This window comes from Methylacidimicrobium tartarophylax (assembly GCF_902143375.2).
GTDB lineage: Bacteria > Verrucomicrobiota > Verrucomicrobiia > Methylacidiphilales > Methylacidiphilaceae > Methylacidimicrobium > Methylacidimicrobium tartarophylax.
The window spans coordinates 1-25,653 of the sequence record NZ_CABFVA020000007.1 but is presented as its reverse complement, the minus strand read 5'-3'; the positions used below and the strand labels follow the sequence as shown (position 1 = coordinate 25,653).

The 25,653-nt window shown below is 61.5% G+C and carries 27 protein-coding genes, 1 tRNA gene and 1 pseudogene; 15 read left to right on the top strand and 14 right to left on the bottom strand.

Features of this window, described 5'->3' with window-relative positions; all coding sequences use genetic code 11:
• A pseudogene (locus tag MAMT_RS01035) lies at positions 1-369 on the bottom strand (RNA polymerase factor sigma-54); the annotation flags it as partial.
• A 139-nt stretch (positions 370-508) separates the two neighbouring features.
• Between MAMT_RS01035 and MAMT_RS01030 the strand changes: the two are divergent.
• The 3 genes from MAMT_RS01030 to MAMT_RS01020 all read left to right on the top strand — a co-directional run bounded on the left by MAMT_RS01030 (position 509) and on the right by MAMT_RS01020 (position 4,353).
• The gene (locus MAMT_RS01030; protein ID WP_142659088.1) at positions 509-1,285 is read left to right on the top strand and encodes an MBL fold metallo-hydrolase; all 777 of its coding nucleotides are present in this window, start codon (positions 509-511) and stop codon (positions 1,283-1,285) included.
• Between the two features lie 135 nt (positions 1,286-1,420).
• Positions 1,421-2,005, top strand: coding sequence for an RNA polymerase sigma factor (locus tag MAMT_RS01025; RefSeq protein ID WP_142659087.1), 585 nt, complete (start codon positions 1,421-1,423; stop codon positions 2,003-2,005).
• Positions 2,002-4,353 carry a vWA domain-containing protein gene (locus tag MAMT_RS01020; protein ID WP_246186450.1) on the top strand — a complete coding sequence of 784 codons (2,352 nt, stop codon included), beginning with the start codon at positions 2,002-2,004 and terminating at the stop codon, positions 4,351-4,353. Before MAMT_RS01025 ends, MAMT_RS01020 begins: the two co-directional genes overlap by 4 nt.
• Positions 4,354-4,428: 75 nt before the next feature.
• Here the strand turns inward: MAMT_RS01020 and MAMT_RS01015 are convergent, their stop codons facing one another.
• A complete protein-coding gene (locus MAMT_RS01015; RefSeq protein ID WP_142659086.1) occupies positions 4,429-4,731 on the bottom strand; it encodes a hypothetical protein in 303 nt (100 codons plus the stop codon).
• Positions 4,732-4,852: 121 nt separating this feature from the next.
• Here MAMT_RS01015 and MAMT_RS01010 point away from each other — a divergent pair, with 121 nt between their 5' ends.
• The 3 genes from MAMT_RS01010 (at position 4,853) to MAMT_RS01000 (ending at position 7,538) form a co-directional block, all read left to right on the top strand.
• Positions 4,853-5,173, top strand: coding sequence for an NIPSNAP family protein (locus MAMT_RS01010; protein WP_142659085.1), 321 nt, complete (start codon positions 4,853-4,855; stop codon positions 5,171-5,173).
• A 118-nt stretch (positions 5,174-5,291) separates the two neighbouring features.
• Positions 5,292-6,332, top strand: coding sequence for an alpha/beta fold hydrolase (locus MAMT_RS01005; protein ID WP_142659084.1), 1,041 nt, complete (start codon positions 5,292-5,294; stop codon positions 6,330-6,332).
• 30 nt (positions 6,333-6,362) lie between these two features.
• On the top strand, positions 6,363-7,538 hold the full coding sequence (locus MAMT_RS01000) for an FIST signal transduction protein (protein ID WP_142659083.1): 1,176 nt from the start codon (positions 6,363-6,365) through the stop codon (positions 7,536-7,538).
• Here MAMT_RS01000 and MAMT_RS00995 read toward each other — a convergent pair.
• The 5 genes from MAMT_RS00995 to MAMT_RS00975 form a co-directional block, all read right to left on the bottom strand.
• Positions 7,508-9,073, bottom strand: a complete 1,566-nt coding sequence (locus MAMT_RS00995; RefSeq protein WP_246186449.1) for an AAA family ATPase — start codon at positions 9,071-9,073, stop codon at positions 7,508-7,510. The two genes, MAMT_RS01000 and MAMT_RS00995, sit on opposite strands and share 31 nt — an antisense overlap.
• A 40-nt stretch (positions 9,074-9,113) precedes the next feature.
• Positions 9,114-10,061 (bottom strand): ADP-glyceromanno-heptose 6-epimerase, encoded by a 948-nt coding sequence (gene rfaD, locus MAMT_RS00990; protein ID WP_142659082.1) that lies wholly within the window; start codon positions 10,059-10,061, stop codon positions 9,114-9,116.
• Positions 10,043-10,807 carry an RsmE family RNA methyltransferase gene (locus MAMT_RS00985; protein ID WP_178086834.1) on the bottom strand — a complete coding sequence of 255 codons (765 nt, stop codon included), beginning with the start codon at positions 10,805-10,807 and terminating at the stop codon, positions 10,043-10,045. Before MAMT_RS00985 ends, rfaD begins: the two co-directional genes overlap by 19 nt.
• 72 nt (positions 10,808-10,879) lie before the next feature.
• The gene (locus MAMT_RS00980; protein WP_142659080.1) at positions 10,880-11,404 is read right to left on the bottom strand and encodes a hypothetical protein; all 525 of its coding nucleotides are present in this window, start codon (positions 11,402-11,404) and stop codon (positions 10,880-10,882) included.
• 74 nt (positions 11,405-11,478) lie between these two features.
• A complete protein-coding gene (locus tag MAMT_RS00975) occupies positions 11,479-12,843 on the bottom strand; it encodes an FAD-binding oxidoreductase (RefSeq protein WP_142659079.1) in 1,365 nt (454 codons plus the stop codon).
• 123 nt (positions 12,844-12,966) lie between these two features.
• Between MAMT_RS00975 and MAMT_RS00970 the strand changes: the two genes are divergently transcribed.
• Positions 12,967-13,509, top strand: a complete 543-nt coding sequence (locus tag MAMT_RS00970) for a peroxiredoxin (protein WP_178086833.1) — start codon at positions 12,967-12,969, stop codon at positions 13,507-13,509.
• Complete coding sequence (locus MAMT_RS00965) at positions 13,491-15,050, top strand: lipase maturation factor family protein (protein WP_142659077.1); 1,560 nt, start codon at positions 13,491-13,493, stop codon at positions 15,048-15,050. The genes MAMT_RS00970 and MAMT_RS00965 overlap by 19 nt, the downstream gene beginning before the upstream one ends.
• Positions 15,051-15,055: 5 nt before the next feature.
• On the opposite strand, the gene MAMT_RS00960 is transcribed toward MAMT_RS00965, so the two are convergent.
• The 3 genes from MAMT_RS00960 to MAMT_RS00950 form a co-directional block, all read right to left on the bottom strand.
• A complete protein-coding gene (locus MAMT_RS00960) occupies positions 15,056-15,358 on the bottom strand; it encodes a hypothetical protein (protein ID WP_142659076.1) in 303 nt (100 codons plus the stop codon).
• A gap of 22 nt (positions 15,359-15,380) precedes the next feature.
• Positions 15,381-16,217, bottom strand: coding sequence for an outer membrane protein (locus tag MAMT_RS00955; RefSeq protein WP_246186448.1), 837 nt, complete (start codon positions 16,215-16,217; stop codon positions 15,381-15,383).
• Positions 16,218-16,474: 257 nt separating this feature from the next.
• Positions 16,475-16,948, bottom strand: coding sequence for an Hsp20/alpha crystallin family protein (locus MAMT_RS00950; RefSeq protein ID WP_142659075.1), 474 nt, complete (start codon positions 16,946-16,948; stop codon positions 16,475-16,477).
• Positions 16,949-17,077: 129 nt separating this feature from the next.
• On the opposite strand from MAMT_RS00950, the gene MAMT_RS00945 reads away from it, so the two are divergent.
• From MAMT_RS00945 to MAMT_RS00930, 4 genes are all read left to right on the top strand, one after another.
• Positions 17,078-17,728, top strand: coding sequence for a VTT domain-containing protein (locus tag MAMT_RS00945; RefSeq protein WP_142659074.1), 651 nt, complete (start codon positions 17,078-17,080; stop codon positions 17,726-17,728).
• A 42-nt stretch (positions 17,729-17,770) separates the two neighbouring features.
• Positions 17,771-18,841: a M42 family metallopeptidase gene (locus MAMT_RS00940; RefSeq protein WP_142659073.1), complete on the top strand. Its 1,071-nt coding sequence runs from the start codon at positions 17,771-17,773 to the stop codon at positions 18,839-18,841.
• An 89-nt stretch (positions 18,842-18,930) separates the two neighbouring features.
• Complete coding sequence (locus tag MAMT_RS00935) at positions 18,931-19,314, top strand: VOC family protein (RefSeq protein WP_374729431.1); 384 nt, start codon at positions 18,931-18,933, stop codon at positions 19,312-19,314.
• Between the two features lie 12 nt (positions 19,315-19,326).
• The gene (locus MAMT_RS00930; RefSeq protein ID WP_246186447.1) at positions 19,327-19,995 is read left to right on the top strand and encodes a ribulose-phosphate 3-epimerase; all 669 of its coding nucleotides are present in this window, start codon (positions 19,327-19,329) and stop codon (positions 19,993-19,995) included.
• Between the two features lie 4 nt (positions 19,996-19,999).
• Here the strand turns inward: MAMT_RS00930 and MAMT_RS00925 are convergent, their stop codons facing one another.
• On the bottom strand, positions 20,000-20,947 hold the full coding sequence (locus MAMT_RS00925) for an HlyD family secretion protein (protein ID WP_142659071.1): 948 nt from the start codon (positions 20,945-20,947) through the stop codon (positions 20,000-20,002).
• 133 nt (positions 20,948-21,080) lie between these two features.
• On the opposite strand from MAMT_RS00925, the gene MAMT_RS00920 reads away from it, so the two are divergent.
• Positions 21,081-21,171: transfer RNA gene (locus MAMT_RS00920), tRNA-Ser, on the top strand.
• Between the two features lie 221 nt (positions 21,172-21,392).
• On the opposite strand, the gene MAMT_RS00915 is transcribed toward MAMT_RS00920, so the two are convergent.
• Entirely contained in the window at positions 21,393-21,857 is a 465-nt protein-coding gene (locus MAMT_RS00915; protein WP_246186446.1) for a globin domain-containing protein, read from the bottom strand.
• 183 nt (positions 21,858-22,040) lie between these two features.
• Positions 22,041-22,403, bottom strand: a complete 363-nt coding sequence (locus tag MAMT_RS00910; RefSeq protein ID WP_142659070.1) for a hypothetical protein — start codon at positions 22,401-22,403, stop codon at positions 22,041-22,043.
• 56 nt (positions 22,404-22,459) lie between these two features.
• Here MAMT_RS00910 and MAMT_RS00905 point away from each other — a divergent pair, with 56 nt between their 5' ends.
• Both MAMT_RS00905 and MAMT_RS00900 read left to right on the top strand, forming a co-directional pair.
• Positions 22,460-23,890 carry a hypothetical protein gene (locus MAMT_RS00905; RefSeq protein ID WP_142659069.1) on the top strand — a complete coding sequence of 477 codons (1,431 nt, stop codon included), beginning with the start codon at positions 22,460-22,462 and terminating at the stop codon, positions 23,888-23,890.
• 29 nt (positions 23,891-23,919) lie between these two features.
• Positions 23,920-24,990, top strand: a complete 1,071-nt coding sequence (locus MAMT_RS00900; protein WP_142659068.1) for a hypothetical protein — start codon at positions 23,920-23,922, stop codon at positions 24,988-24,990.
• A gap of 212 nt (positions 24,991-25,202) precedes the next feature.
• Here MAMT_RS00900 and MAMT_RS00895 read toward each other — a convergent pair.
• Positions 25,203-25,653, bottom strand: a 451-nt coding sequence (locus MAMT_RS00895; protein ID WP_142659067.1) for a class I SAM-dependent methyltransferase, incomplete at its 5' end; no start/stop codon positions are given.

Below are 25,653 nucleotides of genomic sequence, written 5' to 3'. Positions count from 1 at the left end.
GCCACCGGCTGCCGCCGTAAGCTGGTGGTTCAAAAAGTCATGCAGCGTTTCGGGAACCGCCTGCGAGTCGAAGAAGTATTGGCGTTTCTCTTCGAAGTCATTGAGATTTCCGGTCTTGGCCTCCGTGGGCCCAAGGTACTCGCGCCACGATTCCTCGGTTTCGGCGAGGGCTTCCAGGGAACTCTCCCGCCCTTCCTCCGCGGGAAGCTCGTCGATCTCCTCTTCGAGAACGGGATTGGCCAAGAGCTCTTGCGCAATCGCGGAACGCAGCTCGAAGGAAGCTGCCTGCAGCAGGGCCAAAGACTGCTGCATCTGCGGAGAGAGCGACTGGTTGAGCCGGACTGACTGGAAAAGGCCTAGGGAAGGCACGGAATATGCTAATCATCCGGCCCTGCTCCCGCCAGGAGAAAAAAGCGGCTTCCTGTGGCTTCAGCGACTCTTCACGATTCATGATCCCGTTTCTTCCTTTGGGCTGGTCTCCTTCCCGCCTTTCCGTTAACTCCAAAGCATGTTCCGGCTCACGATCCTCGCTAGCGGAAGCAGCGGAAACGCAGCACTGCTGGAGACGGGGAGGCGCCGTTGGCTGGTCGATGCCGGGCTGAGTGCCCGTCGTCTGGAAGAACGTCTTCAGGCGATCGGGGTGGAGCCATCGAGTCTTTCGGGCGTCTTCTTGACGCATGAGCATGCCGACCACTCCCGAGGCCTCCACGTTTTGTTGCGACGCCATTCCCTCCCCTTGTACTGCAATGAATTGACCTGGCTTGCTCTCGCGGAGGAGTCGAAGATCGACTGGCGGCGATTGGAAACCGCGACCCGGCTGGAGTTGGACGAGATGGAAATCGAGAGCTTCTCGGTTCCTCACGATGCAGCGGATCCCGTGGGCTTTCTCTTTCATCATGCGGCGGGAACGGTCGGCGTCTTGACCGACCTGGGCTACGCGACGCGCCTGGTCTTAGAAAAGATGAGCCGGTGCCGGGCGCTACTCTTGGAAGCAAATCACGACCCGCAACTTCTTCAGGCCGATTCGCGGCGGCCCTGGTCGGTCAAGCAGCGGATTCTTTCCCGCCATGGCCACCTTTCCAACCAGAGCGCGGCGGAGATTACTGCGGAGATGGCGCGACGCGGGCTCCAGAAGATCGTTCTCGGCCACCTGAGCGCGGACTGCAACCGGCCCGCGCTGGTGGAGGAAGCGATCCGGAACCGGCTCGATGACGCGGACCTCCCTTCCTTATCCATACATGTCTGGACCGAGAGCGCACCCACTCCCCCGCTCTGCTGGGAATAGATCTGTTACCGACCTGGGGCGGGTTGCTCCCTTCCCGCCTCCCGACAGTCCCTTTCGCCCGGAGAATCGTGGAATCTCCATTCGACCAAGGTCTAAGAAAAGAGGCCTTCCTCACGTTTGTCCTACTGAGGGGTGATGAATCCGGACTCTGCGGAAGCGATCCTGTTTCGCGAACTCTTTTCCGCCTGCGAGAGCAAGCTACTTCTCTACGCGGACTCCCTCATCGGCGATCGAGAGTCTGCGCGGGACATCGTGCAAGAAAGCTTCATGAAATTGACAAAGGCCCTCCGTCAACGAAAGCCGCAGTCGGAGGGCGAGACTCCTCCTGCGGAAGTCGAGCGCCGGAGACGGTGGAAAGCCTGGCTTTTCACGGTCACCCGCAATGGCGCTTTGGACTATTTGCGGAAGCGCAAGCCCCTCATCCAAGAAGATGTTTTGATGAGCCTCCCCTCGGCCTGCCCGACCCCGCGAAAGACGCTGGAGCAGGCAGAACTGGTTACCCGCATGCTTCAATGCCTGGATCGCTTGACGCGATCGCAACGAGAGGCGATTCGCCTCCGGTTCCAAAACGACCTCTCTTACAAAGAGATTGCGCAGGTGATGAATGTTTCGGCCACCAATGTCGGCTTTCTGCTCCACATGGGGCTCAAAAAGCTGCGGGAACTGCTGAAGGATGAACTCCAGGCGGTGCCCTTTGGATACGACGGAGAAAATCGATGAATCCAGACGATCCGAAAGTTACGGCCTTTCTTCTCGGAGAAAGGGAACTCCTGACACCGGAAGAGGCAGAGGAGGTGGAATCCCTCCTTGCCGGCAACCCGGCGGAAGAGGAGGAGATCTGCAAGGCGGGTTGGCTGCTTCGCGAAGGCTTCTCCCGAGAGGAGATCCATCTGCGCGAAGAGCAGAGACGCCATCTCGAAAAAACGGCAAGGACTCTTTTCTCCCGGGAGAAAGAGGAATCGCGGGGAGTCCACCGGTGGCTTGCCTGGCTCCCGTGGCGCCAGCAGAGTCCGTTTCTCACACCCGCTCTGGCGGGTCTCTTCTTCTCCCTGCTTGTCGCTCTCGTCCTCGATCTCCTCCGCCCCTTCCCTTCTCCCCTTTCTCAAGAAAGGAACAGCTTTGCGGAAACAAAACAGAGCATTCCGGTCATCGTGGCGGAGAGGGAGACGAAATCGAGCCCGGCATCGGCCTCCTCGGCCTCTTCCCCGTCCACCGCGACGGCTCCCATCGCCTCTCCCCCTCCCCGGGCTGAAAACCTCGTGGCTGGTCTTATCCCCTCCTCGACTCTTCCCCAAGAGGCGCTGCCGCCGGATGTCCGGGCACGTTCCAGGGAAGCCGCGGCGGCCCAATCCTCAGCCCACGCCTCGACCGAAGGGGCAGCAGCGGACGCGGGAGGATTTGCGGGAGCAGTCACGGAAGGAGCGACGGGGACGGGGATGAAAGCGGGCGCGGAGGTGATGGCGCCTCTCGTGGGAAGCCTTAGTGGAGCGTTCATGTCTTCCAGAAGTCATCTCGAAGCGGCTCGAGCTTATGCTTCGGCTCGGCGCTCCCGGCCTGTGGGGAACAAGCTGGAGCGCGATTCCGACCAGCGCGAGTCGGGAAATCGGAATGCCTTTGACGCCGTTGAGGAGAATCGGTTCCTGCAGGTCTACGACCACCCGCTGTCGACCTTCAGTGCCGATGTCGACACGGCGAGCTATTCGATCATTCGGCGCTATCTGCTCGACGAAAAGCATTTGCCGCCGAAGGGAGCGGTTCGTATCGAGGAGCTGATCAACTATTTCCCCTATGATTATCCGAGACCCAAAGGGGACGATCCCTTCTCGGTCAGCGTCGAGTCCGCCTCCTGCCCCTGGGCCCCGAACCACCGGCTCGTCCGGATCGGGATCAAGGCAAGGGAACTGGCTCGGGAAGCGGTTCCTCCCGGCAACCTCGTTTTCCTGATCGATGTCTCCGGCTCGATGGCCATGCCCAACAAGCTTCCCCTGCTCCGGAAGAGTCTCGACTACCTGGTCGATCGGCTCGGGGAAAAGGACCAGGTAGGGATCGTGGTCTACGCGGGGGCGAGCGGCTGCGTCCTCTTGCCCACGAGTGACAAGAGGAAGATCCGGCAGGCGCTCGGGGCTCTGGAAACGGGAGGGTCGACCAACGGGGCTTCGGGCATCGAAATGGCCTACGACCTGGCGGAAAAGAATTTTCTCAAGGACGGAAACAACCGGGTCATTCTGGCGACCGACGGCGACTGGAACGTGGGAACCGCGAGCCAGAGCGATCTAATGGATCTGATCGCGAAGAAGGCCAAAAAGAAGATCTATCTGACGGTCCTGGGCTTTGGCATGGACAACCTGAACGACTCGATGCTGGTCAAGCTCGCCGACCGGGGAAACGGCAACTATGCGTACATCGACAACCTGCAGGAGGCCCACAAGGTATTCGGAGCGGACCTCCACAAGACTCTCTTCACCGTAGCCAAGGACGTGAAATTCCAGGTTGAGTTCAATCCCAGGAAGGTCTCGGCCCACCGGCTGATCGGCTATGAGAAGAGGCGATTGGCGAAGGAGGAGTTCAACGACGACGCCAAGGACGCAGGGGAGATTGGAGCGGGGCATACCGTGACCGCGCTCTATGAAATCATTCCCGCGGACGGCAAGGAGCCGTCCCATTCGGAAGTCGATCCGCTCAAGTATCAACCCAGCCCGCAAGAAAATAGCGGCGGGAGCGGCGCGTCGGTCGATCCAGCCGTTTTGAACGAGTTGCTGACGGTGAAGATCCGGTATAAGAAGCCCGACGAGGAGAAGAGCCAGCGGTTGGAATTCCCGTTCACGGATCGCGGGCAAGGGTGGGAGAAGAGCTCGGAAGAGTTCCGCTTTGTCGCTGCCGTGGCGGTCTTTGGACAGCTGCTGAAAAAGTCGCCCCTGAAAGGCCAGAGCAACTGGAAGCTGGTACGGAGGCTTGCCCAAGAAGGCCAAGGGAAGGACCCATACGGCTATCGAAGCTCCTTCCTCGCCCTGGTCGAGCGTGCCGGCTCCTTGCAGGCGGATGGCACGGAAGAAGAAATGGAGGACTAAGGATTTTCCGCCGTTAAAAAAAGACGAAAGGCGGGCGTCCGGCAACCATCGCAGAACGGATGCCGGATGGGCCGGCTACGCCCCCTCCTCCAGCAGCTCGCGGACCAGTGCCTCCCATTCCTGGTCGAGGGGAACGGCGGCTTCCCGCTTTCCCGCGCGGGCGTACCAGTACCGGGCGTTGGTGAGGTCCCCTTCCCGGCGATGAAGATAGGCGTGAACCCAGGCGGAGGAAGCATCTGCCTCGGCCTGCACGATCCGGTGCGCCCGATCCCATTCTCCCGCCCGCTCGTGCCAGAGGGCGGCAAGAGGAGCACGCAAGCCGGGAGGGACACCCGCCGCCGGCGCTTCCAGCGTTTGGAGAAACTCTTCGTAGCGCATGGAGGTTTTCCGATGAGCCTCGCTTGCCGACGTAAAAAGGCAAGGCGAAAGAAGCGGGAGCAACTCCGCGGATGGCCGCCGCCCCATTGCATTCCGGGGAAGAAGCCTCTAGCATCGCTCGATGATCTATGAATTGCGCGAATACCGGATCAAGGCCGGGTGCCTGGATGAGTTTGTCCGTTTCATGGACGAAGAGCTTCTACCTTTCCAAGCAAGCAAGGGAGTAAGGGTGGTCGGTTCCTTCACGGTGCCCGGAGAGCCGACCCGTTACGTCTGGATTCGCGCCTTTGCCGACGAGAAGGAGCGGGAGCAGATCTGCCAGAAGGTCTACGGGAGTTCCGATTGGGAGGATCGGTTTCTTCCGAGATGCAATGCCCTGATGGACCTCGCTGCGGTTCAGGTATCCTTGCTCAAGCCGACTCCGGGATCAAAGCTCGGATGATCCAAGGAAGGAGGGATCGTCCGGATCGCCGCGACGGGGCGTGGACTCCTGCCTCGACTCTTGCCGGCGGCATTCCCCTCCGTCTGCTCGGCCAACCGGGGCAAAGCAAGGAGGCGGAGTGAAAGACGACCGAAAATCGGCCACTGCCCGTGGTTGGTCCTCTCTCCTCCATCGGCGCTGGGCGGCTCTCGTCGACGAAGCGAGCTTTGCCTGGATCTCTTCCCTTCAGGCCCGACACCGGCCGGAGCCCGACTTTCGGAAGCGGTTGGAGCGCTACGTCGACTCGTGGCGTTCGGCGACCCTGGCGGACTACTACGCCCTCCCTCCGGGTGATGCCGTGTCCCTCGAATGCATCCCGCGCGGAAAGGGGTTCCGCGTCCGGTTTCCCAGCCCGCTACCGGGTCCGGAACGGCGAAATCGGACGGCGGTCTTCGATCTCTGGCTAGGACCGGAAGGTTGGAGCGGACCCACCATGGTCATGGCACACGGGCTGATGTCCGTCAGCGACTTCGGCTACCGGCGTTGGGGGCGCCGGCTCAACGCTCTGGGGTGGAATGCCGCCTTCATGCATCTCCCCTACCATTATGCCCGAAGGCCATTGTGGCTCTTCCCCGGAGAGATGTCGGTGACGGCAGACCTAGTGCATACGGCAGAAACCTTGCGCCAAGGGGTTCTCGATCTTCGCGTCTTCGCGCGTTGGCTGCGCAGCCAGGGGACCCGTCTCATGGGCGGATGGGGAATGAGCTACGGCGGTTGGGTTTTAGCCGAGGCGGCCTGCGTCGAGCGGATCTTCGACCGATTGATGCTCCTGGAGCCGATTTTCCGGATCGAGCATGCCATGTGGGAATCCCCGAGCGGGCGCGGCATACGGAAGACGCTCGAGAAGCTGGGGGTTTCGCCGGAGACGGCGGCGCCGCACCTCCGGCTGGTTTGCCCGAGCCTCTCCCGGCCTTATTTGGAGCCCCAAGAGGTTCTCCTGCTGGGAGGAATCTATGACCGGGTCGTCCCGCTCCGGCTTTTGCAGGAGTTCCGCACGGCGTGGCGGGGATGTCATTTCTACCCCTTCCCCCAAGGGCACGTCGGCTATCGGCTCATGCGGGAGAGCCTCCGGATCGCGCAAGAGATTTGGCCTGGGGATTTTGTCGTTCCAAGGCATTGACAGGGAACCAAAAAAAATGATGATTTCCTTATGGATGCTCCTCGTGCGGTGTCCGCAGCCTATTCCGGTTCTTTTTCCGAATCCGCAAGCCGAGCGCTTGTCGAAGACCTGCGCGCGAAGCTAGGCGGCGATCCTTCCTTGGCGTTGGTTTTCGCCTCTTCGTCCTATGCGCCCAATCTGAGCGATCTTTGTGAGGTGCTGACCATCTACGGTCATGCGCCGCTCCTGGTCGCCGTGACGGGACAGGGATTTCTTGCCGAAGGGGCGGAATTCGAGGCCGAAGAGGGATTTTCGGTGCTTTTTCTCCGTCATCCGGAGATGCGCGCGATTCCGATTGCTCTCTCGGCCGAGGAGGTCGAAGCCGAGGATGATCCGTTGGCTTGGCACCGACTCACCGGAGTCGGACCGAAAGAAGCGGCGGGATGGCTCCTCTTCGCCAATCCACACGTTCTTCCCGTGGAGCGGCTCTTACGGATCTGGAACCGCGCCTATCCGGCGGTTCCGGTTTGGGGAGGGCTGGCAGGGGGAGCCAGTGACGGGGAGACTGCGGTCTTTCTGGATCGAAAACCCGTGGAGGGGGGAGTCGCCATTGCCCTTCAGGGGAAGATCGGCTTTCATGTCGTCGTCTCCCAAGGCTGCCGTCCGATCGGCGATCCCTATACGGTCACGGGGGCGGATCGGAATGTCCTCTACACCCTCGGTTCGGGAAGCGCCTACCAAGCGCTAGCGACCGCTTTCGAATCCCTTTCGGAGCGAGAGCGGGAGAAGGCCCATGGACACATCTTCATAGGCCTTGCCGTTTCCGAATATCGAGATGAGTTCCGGCAGGGAGACTTCCTCGTGCGCAATATCCTGGGAGCCGATCCTTCCTCAGGAGCGGTCGCTGTCGGGGCACTGGTGCGTGTCGGCCAGACCCTGCAATACCAACTGCGCGATCCCGATTCGGCCGAGCAATCCTTGCGCCAGCTTCTCCAGGCCGAGAAGGCGGAGTTTTTCTCGAAGCGCAAGCCGCTCGCGGCGCTCGTCAGCCTCTGCGCCGGGAGAGGCAAGGGGCTCTTCGGTGTGGCGGGACGGGACGCCGGGTTGATTCAGGAGCTTTTTCCAGAGCTTCCCGCGGCAGGGTTCTTCGCGAACGGCGAGATCGGACCCGTGGGAAAGTTCAACTTCCTCCACGGTTATTCCGCTTCGGTGCTCTTCTTTTCCTGATCCGGGGCCGTGTTCCCCGAGCCGGAGTAGGAGGCCAGAACCCAGCGGCTGAGCAGCCCTTCCGGATCCTTGACCGCTTCCGGAGGGAGCGTAAAGGTTTCTTGACCCGTGTTGGCTCGGATGAGACGGAGTCCAAAGGGAAAATCCTTGAACTTTTTTCGGCAGAGCTGGACAACGGCGCCGACTTCTGCACCCGCTTCAGCCCGAAGCGATTGAACCGCTTCCGGCTCGAAGCGGAGACGAAGCTCGTGGGCGCGGAAAAACTCTTCAGCGAAAGTCTCCACCTCCTGGACGGTTTCACCCCCCCCTTCGCGGAAGTGCGCCAGCGCGGCATCCAGAGCCTTCTGGGGATTTTCGACGGTGTCCTCGTCAATCAGGATCTCGCGCAAACCCGTGCCGGGACATTCGAAGCGGAAGGGGCGCAAGATCCGTTCCCCGATGGTCATCAGGCCGCGGGCTCCCGTCTCTTCTTGGGCGGCGCGCTGGGCGATGCGGTGGAGGGCCCCGTCCGTGAAGCGTAGTGAGATCCCGTAGGCCTCAAAAGCGGCGACATACTGCCGGAGAATCGAGCCCTCCGACTCTTGCAGAATCCGGAAAAGGTCGTCCGCGTTCAGCGGCTCGAAGAAGACTCGGACCGGAAGCCTTCCAACAAATTCGGGCTCCAACCCATATTCGATGAAGTCGGCGGTGAGAGCCTCCTTCACCGCTTCCCGTTCGTCCGCTTGGACTCCCTCTGCGCGAAAGCCGATCTGTCCCCGGCGCATCCGGCGGGAAACAATTTCCGGGAGTCGGGTAAAGGCTCCACTGACCAGGAAGAGAATGTGCCGAGTGTTCACCGTCCGCTTCTTCTCCCGGCTGCCTCGCTGAAAATCGAGCATCGTCTGGATCTGTCCTTGCAGATCGTAGGGAGCCCGCACGGGAACCTCGGTCTCTTCGAGCAGCTTCAAAAGATTCGCCTGCACCCCTCGCCCGCTGACATCCCGGCCCATGGAGTGGAAGCCCGCCAACTTGTCGATCTCATCGAGGTAGATGATGCCATACTGAGCGATGGAGACATCTCCCCCCGCCTGCTGCACGAGCTCCCGGACGAGATCCTCGACGTCGCCGCCCATATAGCCCGTTTCCGAAAACTTTGTCGCGTCGCCGCGAACCATCGGCACCCCGATCCGTTCCGCCAGACAGCGCACCAAGTAGGTCTTCCCGACACCGCTCGGGCCCACGAGCAAGACGTTCTGCTTGACGTAATGGGGGAGTTCCTCGCCGGCGAGCGCGGCACGCACATGGTTGTAGTGATCGCAGACGGCGACGGAGAGAACCCGCTTCGCCTCTTCTTGCTGGATCACGAAACGGTCGAGATAGGCTTTGAGCTCCTTCGGGGTAAAGGTAAAGGAGCGAATCTGCTTCTCGAAGGCTTCCCGGTCCTTCCCCTCCTTCTCCTTCTTCTCAGGTGGAGCCTGGGGCGGCGTAAATGCGCGAAACATCTCCTGGAAGCGGCGCTGCCACTCCTCGCCTTCAGGGAACTGCGGAGAGCTCACAGGGAAAAGATCGGTGAAACTTAGGAAATAAGCAAGAGTTCTACTGCTCGCAATCGCGACCGAGCCAGCCCGATTCGCGATAGGCGTAGACCCCCTTCTCCAAGGAGAAACGAGGCAGGTACCCGAATGCGTCTTTGGTGGCCGACAGATCAGCTTCGGTGTGAGGCTGGAAAAACCGGTAGGGACAGGGAAAGTAATCGGGCTTCGCCTGGGTTCCGAGCGCAACGTTCAGGCAGGAGATCACCTCGTTGAAGGAGCGGCTGTGGCCCGAGCCGACGTTGAAGACGCCATTGCCTTTCGGGGCGAGAGCGGCGGCCAGGGTCGCATCGACCACGTCGGCGATATAGACGAAATCCCGCCTCTGGCTCCCGTCGACGAAAAGACGCGGCGTTTTTCCCGACCGAATTTGGCAGGCGAGTTGGCCGATCATGCTGGCCGACTTTTTCTTATGCGATTCCCGTGGACCATAGACATTGAAGTAGCGAAGCCCGGCTACCGGGATTTTGGGGTTTTCGCCGGAAAACCGTCTGGCCAGATGTTCCATTTGGAGCTTGGAGAAGCCGTACGCATTGGCGGGGCGTTCCGGGTCGCCGACGCGATTCTGCGGAGACGAGGTCACGCCGTAGACGGCGGCGGAGGAGGCGTAAACCAGATGCAGGGACTTCCCGGCCAGAAAGGCGAGCAGGCGGCGCCAACCCTCCACGTTGGCGAGCATCTGGGTTGCGGTATCGGTCACGGTCGTGTCGGTGATCGAGGCTAGGTGGAAGACCATCTCGGGCGGCCGATCTCCAAAAAGGCGATGCCAGTCGAGGAGACCGACCTCGGCGGTCACGAGGTCTCCGCGAAAGCCCTCGAGATTCGGAAAGGAGCCGCTCCGAAAGTCGTCGACGATCACAATCTCCGCTCCCGGCTCCCGGCGCTGGATCTCCAGAGCGAGGTTCGAACCGATGAAGCCAGCGCCTCCCGTGATCAGAATGTCTCTTGCCATCGTCCCTTTCCGTTTTCCTCAACTCCTCCGCCCGCCAGCTCGTAAAGGAAGACTGCGGCAGAGAAGAGAGCTGCTGTTTCCGAGCGCAGGACCGTCGGACCCAAGGAGGCGGGGAGGAAGCCTTCTTCTTCCAAGACCGCCTGCTCTGCGGGAGTCAGATCTCCCTCGGGCCCAATCAAGGAAAGAACGCCTCGCTGCGCTTCCGTCCGGCGAGCGGCCAAGAGAACCCGCAGCGACGGAGCGCCCTCTTGCAGAGAACCGAAGAGCCTCAGCGGATAGGAGGAAGTCTCCCGGCCCAGCAGGCCCAGCTCGATTGGTGAATGGATCGTCGGCAGCCAGGCCCGCCGGCTCTGCTTGGCGGCGGCGATCGCAATTTCGATCCACCGGGCGTGCTTGCGCTCCATCCCTTCCCGCCGCTCGACCGAGCGGGTGCAAAGCAGAGGAAAGATCTCCGTGACTCCCAGCTCGGTCGCCTTCTGGAAAAAGAGATCCATCGCCTTTGCCTTCAGCAGGGCCTGGGCGATGCCGATCTTCCCAGGGGGAGGAGGCACCTTCCTCTCCGCGATCTTGCGGAAGAAGAGCCGGCGGCCGCTCCGCCCCCTCACCTCTGCCACCCATTCGGTGCCTGCGCCGTCGAAGAGAAGGATCCGGTCACCGACTCGCCGACGCATCACCCGCAGGGCGTGGTCCGACTCCTGTGGACCGAGGAGATTTTCCTCCGGCCGGGGCAAGTAATACCGCTCCATGGGGGGAGCCCCCTCTTTCGTTGTCATTCTGGGGGCGAGAGAAGAGAGCGCCGGAAGAACGACATTCACTCCTTATAAAAACCCCTCTTGTCGTAGATCCTGCACATTGCGGGGGATCGATTTTTGCACCCATTCGAGGAAAAAGCGCAAGAGCGAGATTTCCCAGCCATCCTCGACGCCGACGAGGATCGCGGCGAAGGGATCTTCCCGTTCCTGCACCTCCCGCTTCACGGTCTGCGTTACCAATGCGATCGGGGCATCCACTTGGCGAAAGCGGAGCTCCTCCTTGCGGAGTTGAAATCCGTAGCGCAGAAACCCGAGGGAGTTGGGCTGTGCGCTCAGCCATTCCCCATAAGCGCGCGCTTTTTCGCCGAAGCCTCCCAAGAGAAGCTTTCCCATGGTCTTCGGCAGAATCAGCTGCGGGCGATCCGCCTCAAGATTCCCCTCGCGGACGAAGGTCGTGTCCACCCTGTCCATTGCTTCGGTCATGAGCGTGTAGTGGATCAGAGAGGTGCGGAACGTTGCCACCCGGGTGCGCGGGAGCAGCACCACGCGGCTCGATTCGAGCGAGTAAGAAAAGGTGTCCTCGAACGACATAAGCTCCTTCGATCAGGCTCCCGGCTCAAGCGGCTTGATCGAATTTGCCAGCCTGACGGGCTGGGCAAAGAAAATCAAACGAATTTTCCCGGATTGAGCAACCCCTTCGGATCCAAAGCATTTTTCAATCGTCGGTGGAGAGTGCGCACCTCGGGGGAGACGGCAAGTGGCCACCAGCGCTCCTTGGCGATGCCGATGCCGTGCTCCCCCGTGATCGATCCTCCCCAGTCTACGATCCGATGGAAGAGGAGATCGAGCGCTTCCTGCGCGCGCCGATCGGCGCCAGGCTGGCTGCGATCGACCATGAGGTTGACATGGATGTTGCCGTCCCCCGCGTGTCCGAAGCAGGCAACGGGGAAACCGTAGCGAAGCTCGAGATCGCTTCCCAGGCGGACGAGATCGACAAGCCGTCTCCTGGGCACGACGACATCCTCATTGAGCTTGGTCAGACCGCTCGCCTTCAGGGCCATGGAAAAGGAGCGCCGGGTTCTCCAGAGCAGTTCACCGCCTTCGTCTCCTCGGCCGATCTGGATCTCTTCGGCGCCGGAGCGTCGAAGCAGAGGCAGCAGGGTCTCGATCTCCGCGTCGACTCCGACCGGATGGCCGTCGATTTCGACGAGGAGATGGGCTTGGCCAGGCGGAAGCGGCTCCGGACAAAACTCGCGCGCCCGCTCCAGGGTGAAGCGGTCGGCGATTTCGAGGGCGGACGGGAGGAGACCGGCTCCAAAGATTGCTTCGACACAGCCCGCTGCCGACTCGATCGAAGGGAAGACCGCCGCCGCGCAGACCCGGTGCGGAGGACGCGGGATCAGCCGCAGAGTCGCCTCCGTCACCAGCCCCAGGAGCCCTTCGGAGCCGACGAAGAGGCCGACGAGGTCGAACCCGACCTTATTCTTGTGCGTACGCCCTCCGACGCGGACGGCGGTTCCATCGGCCAAGACGACCTCCAGGCCGAGCACATAGTGGCGGGTGACCCCGTATTTGAGGCAGCGCGGGCCACCGGCATTGGTCGCGATGTTGCCTCCCAAGCTGCTCTCCGCCGCGCTAGCGGGATCAGGCGGGTAGAACCAGCCGATCCGGGCGACCGCTTCCTGGAGTTGGGCGGTGATCACCCCCGGCTCGACGATCGCGACCCCGTCCTGCGGATCGATTTCGCGAATCCGGTTCATCCGGGAAAAGTTGACGACAATCCCTCCTCGGACCGGAACGCACCCCCCTACGTAGCCTCGGCCCGCCCCTCGCGGGGTGATCGACACTCCGGAATGGGAGGCCCACTGGACCAACCGAACGACCGACTCCCCGGACTCCGGGTAGAAAACGGCCTGAGGCAGATGCGACGCCAGCCACGCATCCCCCGCGTTCCGGGCGAGCTCCTCGGGATCGGCAGTGGCCATTCCTCCCGGAAAGGCCGCAAGAAAGCCAGGAACCCAATTCTCCACGCTAACTCCTTCCTCCGCGACGGTTGCTCCGGAGACAGAGAGCGGCTTTGACCTTCCTCTGATCCTTTCTCATACTGCCCCGACACGGTCAGCATGGTCCGGCCGGGGTGGCAAGACAAGCCTATGAGCAGAGTTCTTCCGGTTGGCTCGCGAGTTCCGTCGCCCATCCTTCTCGATTCTGAAGGGAGAAGGGTCGCGTTGGGCGAGCTCTTGGCATCCGGCAGAACGCTTCTCTACTTCTATCCGCGGGCTCACACTCCCCACTGCACCCGGCAGGCGTGCAATCTCCGAGACCATGCGAAGGAGCTCGTGCCCTGGGAAGTGCGGATCGTGGGCGTGAGCGGGGATTCCCCGGAGCGCCTGGCTTCCTTTCTCCGTCGGCACGGGTTGCCCTTCCTCCTCCTTTCGGACCGGGGCGGTGCGGCCGCACGGGCCTTCGGGCTGCCCGTCTTTCTCGGGCTCGTCAAGCGAGTATCCTTCCTGATCGAGGACGGAGTCATCGTCTGGAGGGATCTCCACCCGCGCGTCGGCGAGCAGGCGCAAGACCTCCTTCGCATGCTGGAAGCGCGGCGTCGTTTCCCCGCTCCTCCGGCCGACGATTCGCAGAGAGAGGGGGAAAGGGAAAATCCCGACCCATCCGCCGGACCATGGCCCACCGCTGGCTAACCCTCGTTCCGAAGATCGCGCCCGGACCGCATCCCTCTGCCTACCGGCTGGCAATCTGGCTCTTTCTCCGAGGGCTGGCCGCCACCTACGCGATCGCTTTTCTCGCCCTGGCGATCCAGTTGCCGGGGCTTCTGGGATCCCGCGGCATCTTGCCGATCGCCGAAGCGCTGGTCGTGGGAAGAGCCAATCTCGGCTTTTCCCGCTATTACCAAGCGCCTTCGATCTTCTGGTGGCTCGGCGGAAACGATCTTCTGTTGCAGTTCTTCGCCTGGATGGGCGTTCTCCTGGCCGTCCTTCTCTTTTTCGATCTCGCACCCGCCGGGATCGCCCTGCTGCTCTGGGCGCTCTACCTCTCCTTCGTCTCCTTGGGGCGAGACTTCTTTTTCTTCCAATGGGACAGCCTTCTCTTGGAAGCCGGGCTCCTGGCTATCCTGGTCGCACCCTGGCGACTCCGGCCCCAGTTCGGAACAGCTCCCTCTCCCCCACCCCTCGCCCAACTCTGGCTGCAGTGGCTTCTCTTTCGCGTTATCTTCCTCTCCGGCGTGGTCAAGCTAGCCAGCGGGGATCCCGCCTGGCGTGCCCTGACCGCCTTGCAATACCATTACGAGACCCAGCCCCTTCCCTCTCCCCTCTCCTGGTTTTTCTTCCATCTTCCCCTCCCCTTCCACGAGCTTTCGACTTTCCTGGTTCTCGCCGTCGAGCTGGCCATCCCCTTCTTCTTCGTGGCAGGGCGCCTCGGACGTCTCTTCGCCTTCACTCTGTTGGTTCTCCTGCAGCTCTTCATCCTGTTGACCGGGAACCATGCGTTCTACAACTGGCTCACCCTCGTTCTCTGCTTTGCCCTCCTGGATGACTCTCTTCTCGGACGAGTCTTGCCCCGTCTTTGCCTGGCAACCCTCCCGCCTCCTCTTCTCCAACGCCGGCTAAGCCCCATCCTCGCCGGTCTCCTCTTTCTTTTGAGCCTGCCCCTTTTCGTTGCCGTCTTGGGCGTCCGGCTCCCTCCGCCGCTGGAGATCGTGCTTCGCTCGATCAGCCCCTTTCGCAGCGTCAATGACTACGGAGCCTTCGCCGTCATGACGACCCGGCGTCCAGAAATCGTGATCGAGGGGAGCTGCGATGGGATAAGTTGGCTTCCCTATCCGTTTCGTTGGAAGCCCGGGGAGCTGCGCAAGATGCCCGCGTTCGTCGCCCCCTATCAGCCGAGGCTCGACTGGCAGATGTGGTTTGCCGCCCTGAACGGCGCCGAGCGCACCCCCTGGTTCCCCCGCCTAGTACTGCGCCTCCTGGAGGGAAGTCCGCAGGTAGCGGCGCTCTTCGCCTCCAATCCCTTTCCGGGCACACCCCCGACGTATCTCCGGGCTCTTCTTTACGATTATCGCTTCAGCTCGTGGGGCGAGCTCCAGCGTACCGGGGCTTGGTGGCAGCGTTACCTGATCGGCATCTACCTGCCTCCCTGCGCGTTGCGAAGACCGCGGCCGGAAGGAGAGGCGCAAACGCCTGCTCCGACAACTGAAGATCGAGCTCTCTGGCTGGACCGGTAGGCGCCCTAAGGCGTCCCTTTAAAATCGGTCGGCGCCGCCTTGCTCTTTGCTGCGCGGCGGGTCGTGCGTTTGGATTTCTGGAACTTGGCCACTTCCGAGGAGGCCCGGACATAGGGCGCTTTCGGGCTGTAGACCAGATCGGTCGCGGCGACGGAATAGGGGTTGCCCTTCGGATCGGTCGGGCCGTAGGGAAACTTGGGGATCGGCGGTTGGAACTCTCCTCCCGCCCAGGAGGGGGAAACCAAAAGGAGTCCGGCAAGTCCCATGGCCAGGACAACGCCTTTGAAAAGATGTCGCTCTTCTTTCATCAAAACGGGAACGCTCCTTAGCTTAGAACTTGTACCGAAGTCCGGCCAGCACCAGGTTGGCGGTAAACTGATCGAAGTGCTGGCTCACCATCTGGTTCGGACCGAAGACCGCCGGATTGCCCGCGTAGCTGAAATTGGCCCCAGTCAGCAAGAGGAAGCGATATTCCAGGAAGATCGACCAGCGCTTGCCGATCCATCGGTCGATCCCGGCAATCCCCTGGACGGCGAAGGCGCCCGCATCGGTATTGATTCCCGCTCCGAGCAGGTTTTGCCCTCCAGCCGGACCTCCGTTTGGCACCGCCGAAGCCGAAGAGTTGCTGATGTAGGCTCCCCCGACTCCCACTCCGAAGTGGAGAGCCAAGACCGGGGTGTACAAATTCAAAAGTCCATCGACCGTGATGACTCCGGCGTTGAAGTTCTGCTTGCTGTCGATGGCTCCGGGCACTGCGGGCGCGCCATAGCCCGGGCCATTGGAGGCGGCGGTCAAACCCAAGTAGAAAGCATCCAGCTGGACGGCAGGCCTCCAGTAGAAGTCCCAACTGTCTCCAATCTTGTTGCCCGCGAACTCGTAACCGAGCAGAAGCCCGCCCACTCCGTTGACGATGCCTCCCCTCTCGGTAAAGGGGGAAAGACCGACCGGCGCGGGATAGGCCGAGTAGCCGTATTCCGGATTAGAAAAGGCTCCGCCGCCAAAAATCCCCGCGTAGAGTCCCGACTTAACGGTGAAAGGCTCTTTGACGGGCGCTTCTTTTCCGCCTCCCTGCGAGGTGCGGGTTGAGACATCCTCACCCAGATCGGCTTCAGCGAGCGCGGGACCGGAGAGAGCTTGCTCGGCGATATCGGAGCCTCCTGTGCCCACGGAGGCGGCGCGCACAGATACAGATGCGAGCACACTAAAAACAATCGCGAGCAACCACCCCTTTGGCAACCCCTCCTCCTTCCCCGACTTTACGCGGCCAAGACCGCTAAATGAGACTCATTTGCGCCCGCCGGGCATCTTCTGTCAATCGGAATCCCGCAGCCAGCCGGCGCGACCGTCTCTTGGTCCGTGGTCGGGAAGCAAAAAAGGCCCTCCACACAGGAAGGGCCTTTCTCTCGAAACAGCGTGCAAACCGCTCAGCCTTTGACCTCGATCGTCTTCGGCTTCGCGTGCTCACCCTTCGGTAGATGCACTTCGAGGACTCCCTCCTTGAACTGCGCATCGATCTTGTCGGCCACCACGTCTTCGGGAATCACGAACGCCCGGGAAAAGGAGCCGTAGGCCCGCTCGACCCGGTGGAACTTCTTCCCCTTTTCTTCCTTTTCGAGCTTCCGCTCGCCTGATACCGTGAGGACGCCCGACTCCATGGAAACCTTCACCTCTTCCCGCTTCATGCCGGGAAGTTCGAGCTTCACCAGGTACCCCTTCTCATCCTCGGTGATGTCGGCCAGGGGCCGCCATTCGGCGAGCTCCATTCGCTCGCTCGGCGCTTCTAGCAACTCGAGCGGCCGCTCCCAGAGAGAGGCCATTCGCTTTCGCATCTCGTCCAACTCGCGGAATGGATCCCAGACACCTAAACCTGCCGGATTTCGTCGTACCAAGCCATTCATTGCCTTTTTCCTTCCGTTTGGGTTTCCTGCGTTGACGGCCCCCCAAAGCCTTCGGAGAGCAGTCAGTTGATACGATTAAGTATAAACACTTGATCCCAAGTGTCAAGCCAGAGAGGTAAGAAGCAACCAATGCATGCGTTTACGATCTTGGCCGCATGGGAAGATCTTCTCCGGTCGCTGGTCAATGACCATGGAATCTGGGCCTATCCGCTTCTTTTCGGGATCATCTTTTGCGAAACGGGTCTGGTGGTCACCCCCTTCCTTCCGGGAGACAGCCTTCTTTTTCTCCTGGGGACATTTGCCGGTCAAGGGTGGCTCCACCTGCCCACCCTGCTTCTGGGGCTTATCCTCGCGGCGGTTCTCGGGGACAGCATGAACTATTGGATCGGCTTGCGGACCGGCCCGGCGATCTTTCACGACCCCAATGCCCGCTGGCTCAATCGGCGCCACCTGATTCGCGCTCGAGCCCTCTGCCGCCGCTACGGGGCACGGGCGATCGTCATCGCTCGGTTCATTCCCGTGCTGCGAACCTTCGCTCCGTTCGTGGCGGGTGTCGGAACGATGTCCTATTCCCGCTTTTTCTTCTGGAACGCGGCGGGGGGCATCACCTGGGTGGCCCTCTTCCTTCTCGCCGGCTTTTTCCTGGGGAGCGCCCCCGCGGTCCAGAGCCATCTCCACCTCTTTCTCTTGCTGATCATCGCACTCTCCCTGCTCCCGGTGGTGCGGGAGATCCTGCTAGCCCGGGCCGTGGCCAAGGCGCGGCCGATTCCCGACAAGTAGGCGGTTGCGGGAAGAGGAATCTTCCGCTACGGTGCAACGCTTGTGCAGAACGAACAGCTAGATTTCTTACGGACCTTGATCGAGACTCCCAGTCCTTCGAGTCAGGAGAGCGTCGCGCAACATTCCTGGATCGATTATGTGAGGCCCTACGCGGACCGAGTCGAGACCGACGCTTACGGCAACGCGCTGGCCGTCCTTCATCCGGAGGGGTCCCCCAAGATCCTCCTGGCCGCTCACATCGACGAGATCGGCTTTCAAATACACTATATCGATGATCGCGGCTTCGTCTATTTCACGACGGTGGGAGGCTCCGACCCCCTGTTGGCCCGAGGCCAGCGGGTGCGGATCCATCACCAGGGCAAGTCCGTTTTGGGAGTCATCGGTTCCCTCGCGATTCACCTGCAGGATCGAGAAGGCAAGCAGGAGCCGCCCAAGTGGCACGAACTCTTCATCGACATCGGAGCCCGGAACCAGGCGGAAGCCCTCGAGCGCGTCTCCATCGGCGATCTGGTGACTTACGATTCGGGATTTGCTCATCTCCATGGGGAGTTGTGGGTGGGCAGAGCCTGCGACGATCGCGTGGGAGCCTTCGTGGTCGCCGAAGCCCTGCGGAGAACCTTCGCGCGCCGAGAGACCCTGCAGGCCTGCGTGATCGCGGCTTCAACGATTCAGGAAGAAAATGGCCTTTTTGGAGCCACCATGGTCGGCTACTCGACTCAACCCGATGCCGCCGTCGTCGTCGACGTCGGCCACGCCACCGACATTCCGATCGCCGACAAGAAGCGTCATGGCGACGTGCAGCTTGGCAAGGGTCCGATCCTCAGCCGCGGGAGCGTCAACCATCCTCTACTGGTCAGCCGGTTGGCGGAAGTGGCCCGCACCCACGGAATCGCCTATCAGCAGGGAATCGACCCTCGCCGGTCGGGCACCGATGCGGACGCCATCTTCTTGCAGCGCGGGGGGATTGCCACGGCCGCTCTCGGCATTCCCAACCGATACATGCACAGCCCCGTCGAGGTCGTCCACCTCCAGGACCTCGAAACGCTGTCGGAATGGCTCAGCCTTTTCTTGGGAGACCTCAAGAGGGAGGAACGTTTCCGGCAGGCGTGGTAAGGCATGGGGAATCCAGTCGTCTCGGGGGGACTCAAGAAGGAACGCCCTCTCGATTTTATGGGAGAAACGGGAGAACGCTGTTTATGGGTATGGTGCGCCGGCTGCTGCATACGCGATATCGGGTAAACGATCTAGGGAAGATCGTCGCGTTTTTTACCGAGGTACTAGGCCTCGAAGAAGTCAGGCGAATTTCCTCCCCGCGGGGCTCAACCTTGGTTTTCCTCAAAGCCCCCGAAAGCGAGGAGCAACTTGAAATCTGCTACTATCCGGCGTCGGGTCCGGTCGTCGTGCCGCCCGATTTGACCCATCTGGCCTTCGAGGTGGACAGCCTCGAGGAATTCGGCAAATGGGCAGCAGCGAAGGGTTATCCTTTTTCCGATGGGCCGACGACCAGCAGTTCCGGGACGCGCTTTGCGTTCATCGACGGACCGGAAGGCTACGAGATCGAGCTGATCGAAGGGCGGAGAGCATAGGAGCCTTTTTACGTGACATCCGTGCGATTTGCGGCGGTGATCGGGGCCAAGCCCTGCCAGACCGAGAGCGAAGTGCGTAAGCTCGAGATGGCCGGAATCGACATGCTCCACGTGGAGGTGATGGACGGCCATTTCGTCCCGAACCTGGGTGGCGGACCCGACTTCGTCGGCGCGCTTCGCGCCACGACGGAGTTGCCCATCGAAGTTCATCTCCGCATCGAGCAGCCGGATCGCTATGCCCGAGCCTTCATTGAAGCCGGCGCAGACATCGTAACGGTTCACCTGGAAGCACGCCACGATGTCCGGAAGACGATCGAGCTGATTCGATCGATGGGTTGCCGCTGCGGACTCGCCCTGAATCCCCTGACACTATTGGAGAAAGCCCTCAAGCATCTCCCCAGCATTCACTACCTTCTCTGTCTCACCTCCAATCCGGGTCCTCGGCAACCGCTCTTGCCGGGAACCTTGCAGAAGGTCGCACAGGCAAAAGAGTGCCGGAAAGAGGGCAACTTTACCTATCAAATCGCGGTAGAAGGCGGGGTGACCCAGGAAAGCCTTGCTTCAGTCGTCCTTCACGGCGCCGACCGGGTCGTTCTCGAGAGCCGACTCCTCCATCGAGGAGAGGACGATCTCCTGCGCGAGCTGCGTGCAGCCGCAGGGGAAGCGAACATGGGCGGATGATGCCTCACCGACCGGCCGTTTGCCTCGGCAAACGGGGGCTCAAAGCAAAAGCGGCCAGCGCGGCACCCGCGCCCAGGAGGAGCGCCCAGCCCAGGGCCGACCTCGCCGAATCGGTGGGGATCCGCACGGCGGCCGTCACCCAAGGGCCCAGATCCGAGGGGATGCCCTCCGGTGCGTCGAAAAGGATTTTCACCGGTATACGCTGCTCCGGCTTGACGTAATTGAGCCGCATATCGAGCAAGGGATAGGGGCTTAGGGCCGACCGAGTGCCACGCTGGATGCTCTCCACATGACCCCGGTAAACCCGGCCGGGCTGCGCCCAGATCCGAATCTCCGCAGGCCTCCCCGGCCAAATGTGGCGGAGCTCCTTCTCCCGGAAATTCGCGTTCACCCAGACTCCTGCCGGAACGATCGAGAAGAGAAACTGCCCCGGCGCGACGTAATTCCCCTGATCGACCCGGCGGCCCGAAATCTTTCCGGAAACCGGGGCGCGAATCTCGCTATACCCGACGGCGAGGGTTTCCAAGCGGACCGCTGCCTTGGTCGTGCTATTCACGGCGACCGCCATGTCGAGATTGAACTCGGGTGTCGCGTGAGCCATGACGAGCCGGTTCATGCGAAGCCACTCCGTTCCACCCAAGAGGCGGACTGCGTCGGCGGCCGCGACCCGCGCCTGATTGTCCCTGGGGTCGATGAGACCGAGAAGTTGCCCCTGCTTTACCCGGGTGTTGTCGTCGATGAGGAGCCTTTCCAGATACCCGGAAACCCTCGGAGAGATCCGAACCGCATGGGCGCTCAGGAACGAATCCTGGGTCGAGACGAAATCCCCCTGCCCTCCCAGCACAAACCGGGCAGCCGCGTAGCCCAAGAGGCCCACGAGACCGCTGAGGACGAGCCGCATCCAGAAGCGGGTCCGGCTTCGATCTCCCTTGTCCTGCTCCTGTTGGTTCATTCCCGACTTCTCCCGCCGCGTCCTCAGCGCACGCACAGGCTTGCAGGGCCTGGGAAGGTCGTCAAGAGGGAAGCCGCTGCTCTGTCTCCTTGACAACGGCGCAACGCGGGAGCAGAAGATGAACACACCTCCTGGAGCTGTGCCTGAGCGGTTGAAAGGGACGGTTTGCTAAACCGTTGTACCCCCAAAGGGTACCGAGGGTTCGAATCCCTCCGGCTCCGCCAGTTTATCCTGTGCATGAGCACTGCGACTGCGCCAGTACCATGTGCGCTCAATTCCGGTGTGACGAACCCCCTGGAAACGCTCCCATTCCCAGAAGTTCCCCAAGAGGTGCGCTTCTGGTTGCACTGAGCGGATCGCAGCCGACTTGGCTGCCTTCGTGGACTCTCGAAGGCCGTCACAAAGCCCTGCGAAAGAACCACTAATTCCTCGAACTCGGCTTTCTTCAGAGAGCGAACGCATCCTGAATCGAAGAGAAAGGCACGCGCCGCGGCGGGTCCCACGTCGTCCTGCGGTTGACCATCCGGATAGAAAATGGCTCGATCCAGTTCCAGAACTCTTCGAGGATCGGCAAGGGGAACCCAGCCTCTTTCAGCGCGTCGCGGTAGCAGATCAGCCAGACTTCCCTCGCCCTCTCATCGATCGTTGTCGGGAAATGGCGCGACCGCATCCGGGGCTCCCCCCTGGTCGAGGTATAGTAGCGAGGGCCTCCGCACATTTCGACGACGAAGTCCGCCGCGCGCCGGACCAGCTTTTCGAGGGCCTCCTTGTCCGGGGGGAAAAGATAGTGAATCGGGCTCTTCAGGAGATATTCGTGATGCCGGTGTACGAGTAGCCGAAGTGCCTCCTCCCCCGTTGCCGCGAAGATCCGTGGCGAGGGAAAAGGAACGTCAGGGAAAACGAAGTCCACCTTGGAACCGCAGACGTGGCGCTCTTCGCTCCCGTGTGATGCAGAGGGCGTTGCCTCTCTCGTGCAGCAACAACGGCCCATTGCTTGCTGAAGAGAGAGCGAATCCTCGGTTTGGTTTACGCCGTGATGATTCATGGAGTGGAACTTGAGAATGGTTAGTAAACTATAAAATACTCTACGTAATTAATAGAAGCATTTGCTATGCCACTTTTCCGTTGCCACGCATTCGAGTCGGTAACGTCCTCTTGCGAAAAGGGAGGACAAGGACTCCTTCATCCCCTCGATAAAGGACGACAACAAGTCCAAGGGAATTCCGCAGAGGACGTCGGCCCGATCAAGGGCGCGACCGAGGGCGCCACGTGAGCCGTACGGCACGAGTCGCTGAACTTCCATCTCCCTCGAAGGAAACGCGAGATTGGGCGTAGTCCACCAGGCTCGCGCTCCCGGCGCTCCCTCCCGATCGAACGAGTGACGCTCCTCCCGGAGCAAAGCGGCAGTCGGCCGAGCGGGGCCAAAACGCTGCTGCCCGCCCAAGAAGGCGGCCATTCTCACCGGACCGCCGGATTCCCGATCCCACCGCCTATTATCCTATTGGGACAGACGTGGCCCCGCCGTCTACCTCCTGGCCCCGCTGCTTCCCTCTTCTTCTCCGGCTGCTGATTGCCACCGTTTGGCTCCTTTCTGCGCTCTCGGCACCCGGGCAGTACATGACGGAAATTCTGCCCAGCGAAAGCCCGGCTCCCCAAGCTGCGTCCTCCGCTTCGGAAGCAAGCGCACCCGCTGCAGCAGCTCAGGAGGGCGCCACGGTCGCCCCCGCCGCCGCCTGCGACCTATGCCCTCCTCTTCCCGCTTCCGCAGGAGTGAACCAGCCGTCCCAGCAAGCGGCAGCCCAGGCGGCGGCAGCAGCGGCGGGGACGTTGGCCAACGGGGCGATCAGCGCCGGTGCGAGCAGCCAAAGCCCGCAAAACGAGAACGGCAACGCGAAGAAACGCTCCTTGATGCCCCGCGGGAGTTCCTCCTCCAACTACTACTCCCCGGGCGTCCTTTCTTCTTCCCTCAATCCTCTCTCCGGCTCGGCGAGCGATCTCATCCAGAAGGTCAATGAAAACCAGATCCAGGCTTTCCTCTCGGGAGAAGTCCATAATCAGATCCCAACCTTCCAGGACGAACTCGCCTGGGCGACCTTCTTTCACGACAAGCTGGGAGGAAAAACCGTCGTAATCGAATTCCCTTCGGAACTCCAAGCCGAGGTCAGCCAGCTCGTTCGAGACCCGAGTTACGAAAACATGGGCCGGTTTCAGCTCGCCTGGCAAGCTGCGGCGGCGGGAACTCCGCCGAGTCAAATTACAGCTCCGGACATGGCAACATTTGCCCCGCTCAATGCCGCCCTCTATCGAGCCGCCGACCGTGGGGACAAGGAGGGAGTGGCTCGGGCGGCCATGGCGCTGGAAGCCGCCGCTCACATGCCTATGCGACCGAGGACAGAGGCAGAGAAGGAATCGGACCTTGCCACCGCCCGCGCCCAAATCGCGATGTATCGGCTCTGGGCGAAGGTACACCAGACGGGCTTAAAGGTCATCGCCGGGGATTCCTCCTGGTCAAAGCTAACTAAGTCAAACCGTGCTGGATTGCTTAGCCCCGGCGGGATACGAAGCCGTAATGAGGCATTGGCCGATTCGATTGCGGCGTATGCGCGCCACGGGCGGGTAAGCGCCTTGCTGGGCGGAGCTCACACCGGATGGGGAGACAAAACCCTACCTGGAGTCGGTCAGATCCTGGCAAAGAAGCACGGCGTTTTGGCGCCCTCCGTGGCAACGCCGACGATCCGGAACAAGGAGGGATATCTGGCTCTCCAGGACCTGTACCATCTGCCTCCCTACTCTCCGGCCAATCTTCAACAGGCGAACGACGCGAATGCGCACTTGCTTGCCTCCGATGCGACCCGGGTGCTCCGGAAGGGAGGCATTCCCATCCTCGACTTCTACCCCGAGGCGATTGACCGCCTGCTAAGAAAGACACAAGCTTCTCCATAATCCAGGAAGAGACCTCTATTGCCAGCGCCATGGAAAGTGAACGCCATCACTCCCCGGACCGAATTCCCAAGAAGACGGGAAGCCCTCCAATGCGCCACCTCCCTCTCTTTATGGTGAAAAGCTTGCGAACCCTCGCCATGTTCATTCCGATTCTTTTGTTCCCTCTGTCCGGCTCTGGAGGAACCCTTTCTCCCCAAGCCCAGGAGATGGCGGCCCAACTTCCGAAGTTGACCGCCGCCGACACCCTCCGCTACCTCCATGACGCCGATCCCAAGGTCTTGGAAGAAGTACTCCTCTCCCCGGGAGGAGTCGTCGACATTTTGGACCCTGGCTTGCGCTGGTCGCCGGAGTTGGCCAAAGCCCACAAGGTGACATATTCCTCCGATCCGCCGCTGCCTTATGAAGCAATCGGCCGGGCCTATGACAAGATCGTCCCTTACTTGAAGGAGCTGATTGCGCTGGCCACGGCACTGCCCGCTCCTATTCTGCGCGTCATCGAGCAGGCCGTCCATAACCTTACTCCCGAGGATTGGGAGGCAGAGGATAAGAAGTACTCGGCGGTGGAAGGCAACGAGATTAATGAAACTTGGAGGTACCTTCGGAATGCCTACGAGGGACTGGAAGCGCCGCACGAGGTGGTCGAAGCGCTCGACGCTCTGGGACCCGTGGTCTTTGAGCGATTTCACAGGCTGAGTATGTCGGAGGAAATGCGGCAGGCGATGGTAGACGAGTTCATCCAGACGGTCTCCTCCTGGGGCTCGGAGAAGTTTAACCAGATTCTTTCGAACCCTTATGGCGCGGCCCGCTTCCTCCAAGCATACGCGGTATTTCCCATCGGCCCTGCCAACATGCCGCCCTGGTTTTCGCGAGACCTCCAGCAGTTCGTCTGGAAGCCGGTCTTCGCCAAGGCGCTTCGCCGGTTGGGCGTTAGCGTAGGCTTACCCGGAGGGGACCGCATATTCGGTCTTCAGAGCGAGGGCGCGGCGGATGCCTTGCAGAGTGTCGCAGGTGGGCTTCACGACCAGAGGATGGAGGACCACATCATTGCGGTGGAGAACCAGCTCAGGGACGAGGTCGACGCCCGGGGATATTTGGATTAAGGCGCAGCAGAACGAAGGAGCGCTCATTCGATTGCGGCGTATGCGCGCCACGGGCGGGTAACCGCCTTGCTGGGCGCGGCGCACACTGGATGGGGGGATAGAGCCCAACCCGGCGTCGGCCAGATCCTGGCAAAGAAGCATGGCGTTTTGTCCCCCTCCGTGGCAACGCCGACGATCCGGAACAAGGAGGAATGGCAGACTCCGCCGGCCCGTCACTCTTCCTGTGCCGCCGGGCATTTGGGATGGTCGATTCTTCCCGGTCGGCGTGCCGTGTATTCGGATAAGCAGCGGAACTCCACGTGGCGCTGCACCTCGAGAAACCCCGCGGCGCGCAGGGCTTCCAGAATGACCGGAGGCGGAACGCAAGCTTCAATGGTCTCATGGTAGTAGCGCCAGAGTTCCTTGCTGGCCTGGGAGCAGCCCGCGAAACAGCCCAGGAGCGGAACGCCGATGCGAAGATAGCCGCGGAGCAGGAGGCCGCCCCAGAGACTCCTGGGCTGAGTGATTTCGAGAAGAAGCAGACGGCCGCCGGAGCGGAGGACCCGGTAAAACTCGGCGAAGGCGGCGTGGATATCCCGGAGATGGCGCAGCGCATAGCCCATGCTCAAGAAATCACAGCTCGCATCGGGAAGTGGGAGCGCCTCCGCGCTCCCGCGGAGTAGT

Excerpts from the sequence above, each read along its gene's own strand:
- MAMT_RS00970 (WP_178086833.1), top strand. The coding sequence starts at position 12,967 with ATGAGCAGAGTTCTTCCGGTTGGCTCGCGAGTTCCGTCGCCCATCCTT.
- MAMT_RS01015 (WP_142659086.1), bottom strand. The coding sequence starts at position 4,731 with ATGCGCTACGAAGAGTTTCTCCAAACGCTGGAAGCGCCGGCGGCGGGT.
- MAMT_RS01025 (WP_142659087.1), top strand. The coding sequence starts at position 1,421 with ATGAATCCGGACTCTGCGGAAGCGATCCTGTTTCGCGAACTCTTTTCC.
- rfaD (WP_142659082.1), bottom strand. The coding sequence starts at position 10,061 with ATGGCAAGAGACATTCTGATCACGGGAGGCGCTGGCTTCATCGGTTCG.
- MAMT_RS00980 (WP_142659080.1), bottom strand. The coding sequence starts at position 11,404 with ATGTCGTTCGAGGACACCTTTTCTTACTCGCTCGAATCGAGCCGCGTG.
- MAMT_RS00985 (WP_178086834.1), bottom strand. The coding sequence starts at position 10,807 with ATGGAGCGGTATTACTTGCCCCGGCCGGAGGAAAATCTCCTCGGTCCA.
- MAMT_RS00925 (WP_142659071.1), bottom strand. The coding sequence starts at position 20,947 with ATGAACCAACAGGAGCAGGACAAGGGAGATCGAAGCCGGACCCGCTTC.
- MAMT_RS01010 (WP_142659085.1), top strand. The coding sequence starts at position 4,853 with ATGATCTATGAATTGCGCGAATACCGGATCAAGGCCGGGTGCCTGGAT.
- MAMT_RS01030 (WP_142659088.1), top strand. The coding sequence starts at position 509 with ATGTTCCGGCTCACGATCCTCGCTAGCGGAAGCAGCGGAAACGCAGCA.
- MAMT_RS00960 (WP_142659076.1), bottom strand. The coding sequence starts at position 15,358 with ATGAAAGAAGAGCGACATCTTTTCAAAGGCGTTGTCCTGGCCATGGGA.
- MAMT_RS00935 (WP_374729431.1), top strand. The coding sequence starts at position 18,931 with ATGGTGCGCCGGCTGCTGCATACGCGATATCGGGTAAACGATCTAGGG.
- MAMT_RS01000 (WP_142659083.1), top strand. The coding sequence starts at position 6,363 with ATGGATGCTCCTCGTGCGGTGTCCGCAGCCTATTCCGGTTCTTTTTCC.
- MAMT_RS00965 (WP_142659077.1), top strand. The coding sequence starts at position 13,491 with ATGGCCCACCGCTGGCTAACCCTCGTTCCGAAGATCGCGCCCGGACCG.
- MAMT_RS00900 (WP_142659068.1), top strand. The coding sequence starts at position 23,920 with ATGGAAAGTGAACGCCATCACTCCCCGGACCGAATTCCCAAGAAGACG.
- MAMT_RS01020 (WP_246186450.1), top strand. The coding sequence starts at position 2,002 with ATGAATCCAGACGATCCGAAAGTTACGGCCTTTCTTCTCGGAGAAAGG.
- MAMT_RS00945 (WP_142659074.1), top strand. The coding sequence starts at position 17,078 with ATGCATGCGTTTACGATCTTGGCCGCATGGGAAGATCTTCTCCGGTCG.
- MAMT_RS00950 (WP_142659075.1), bottom strand. The coding sequence starts at position 16,948 with ATGAATGGCTTGGTACGACGAAATCCGGCAGGTTTAGGTGTCTGGGAT.
- MAMT_RS00910 (WP_142659070.1), bottom strand. The coding sequence starts at position 22,403 with ATGGCCGCCTTCTTGGGCGGGCAGCAGCGTTTTGGCCCCGCTCGGCCG.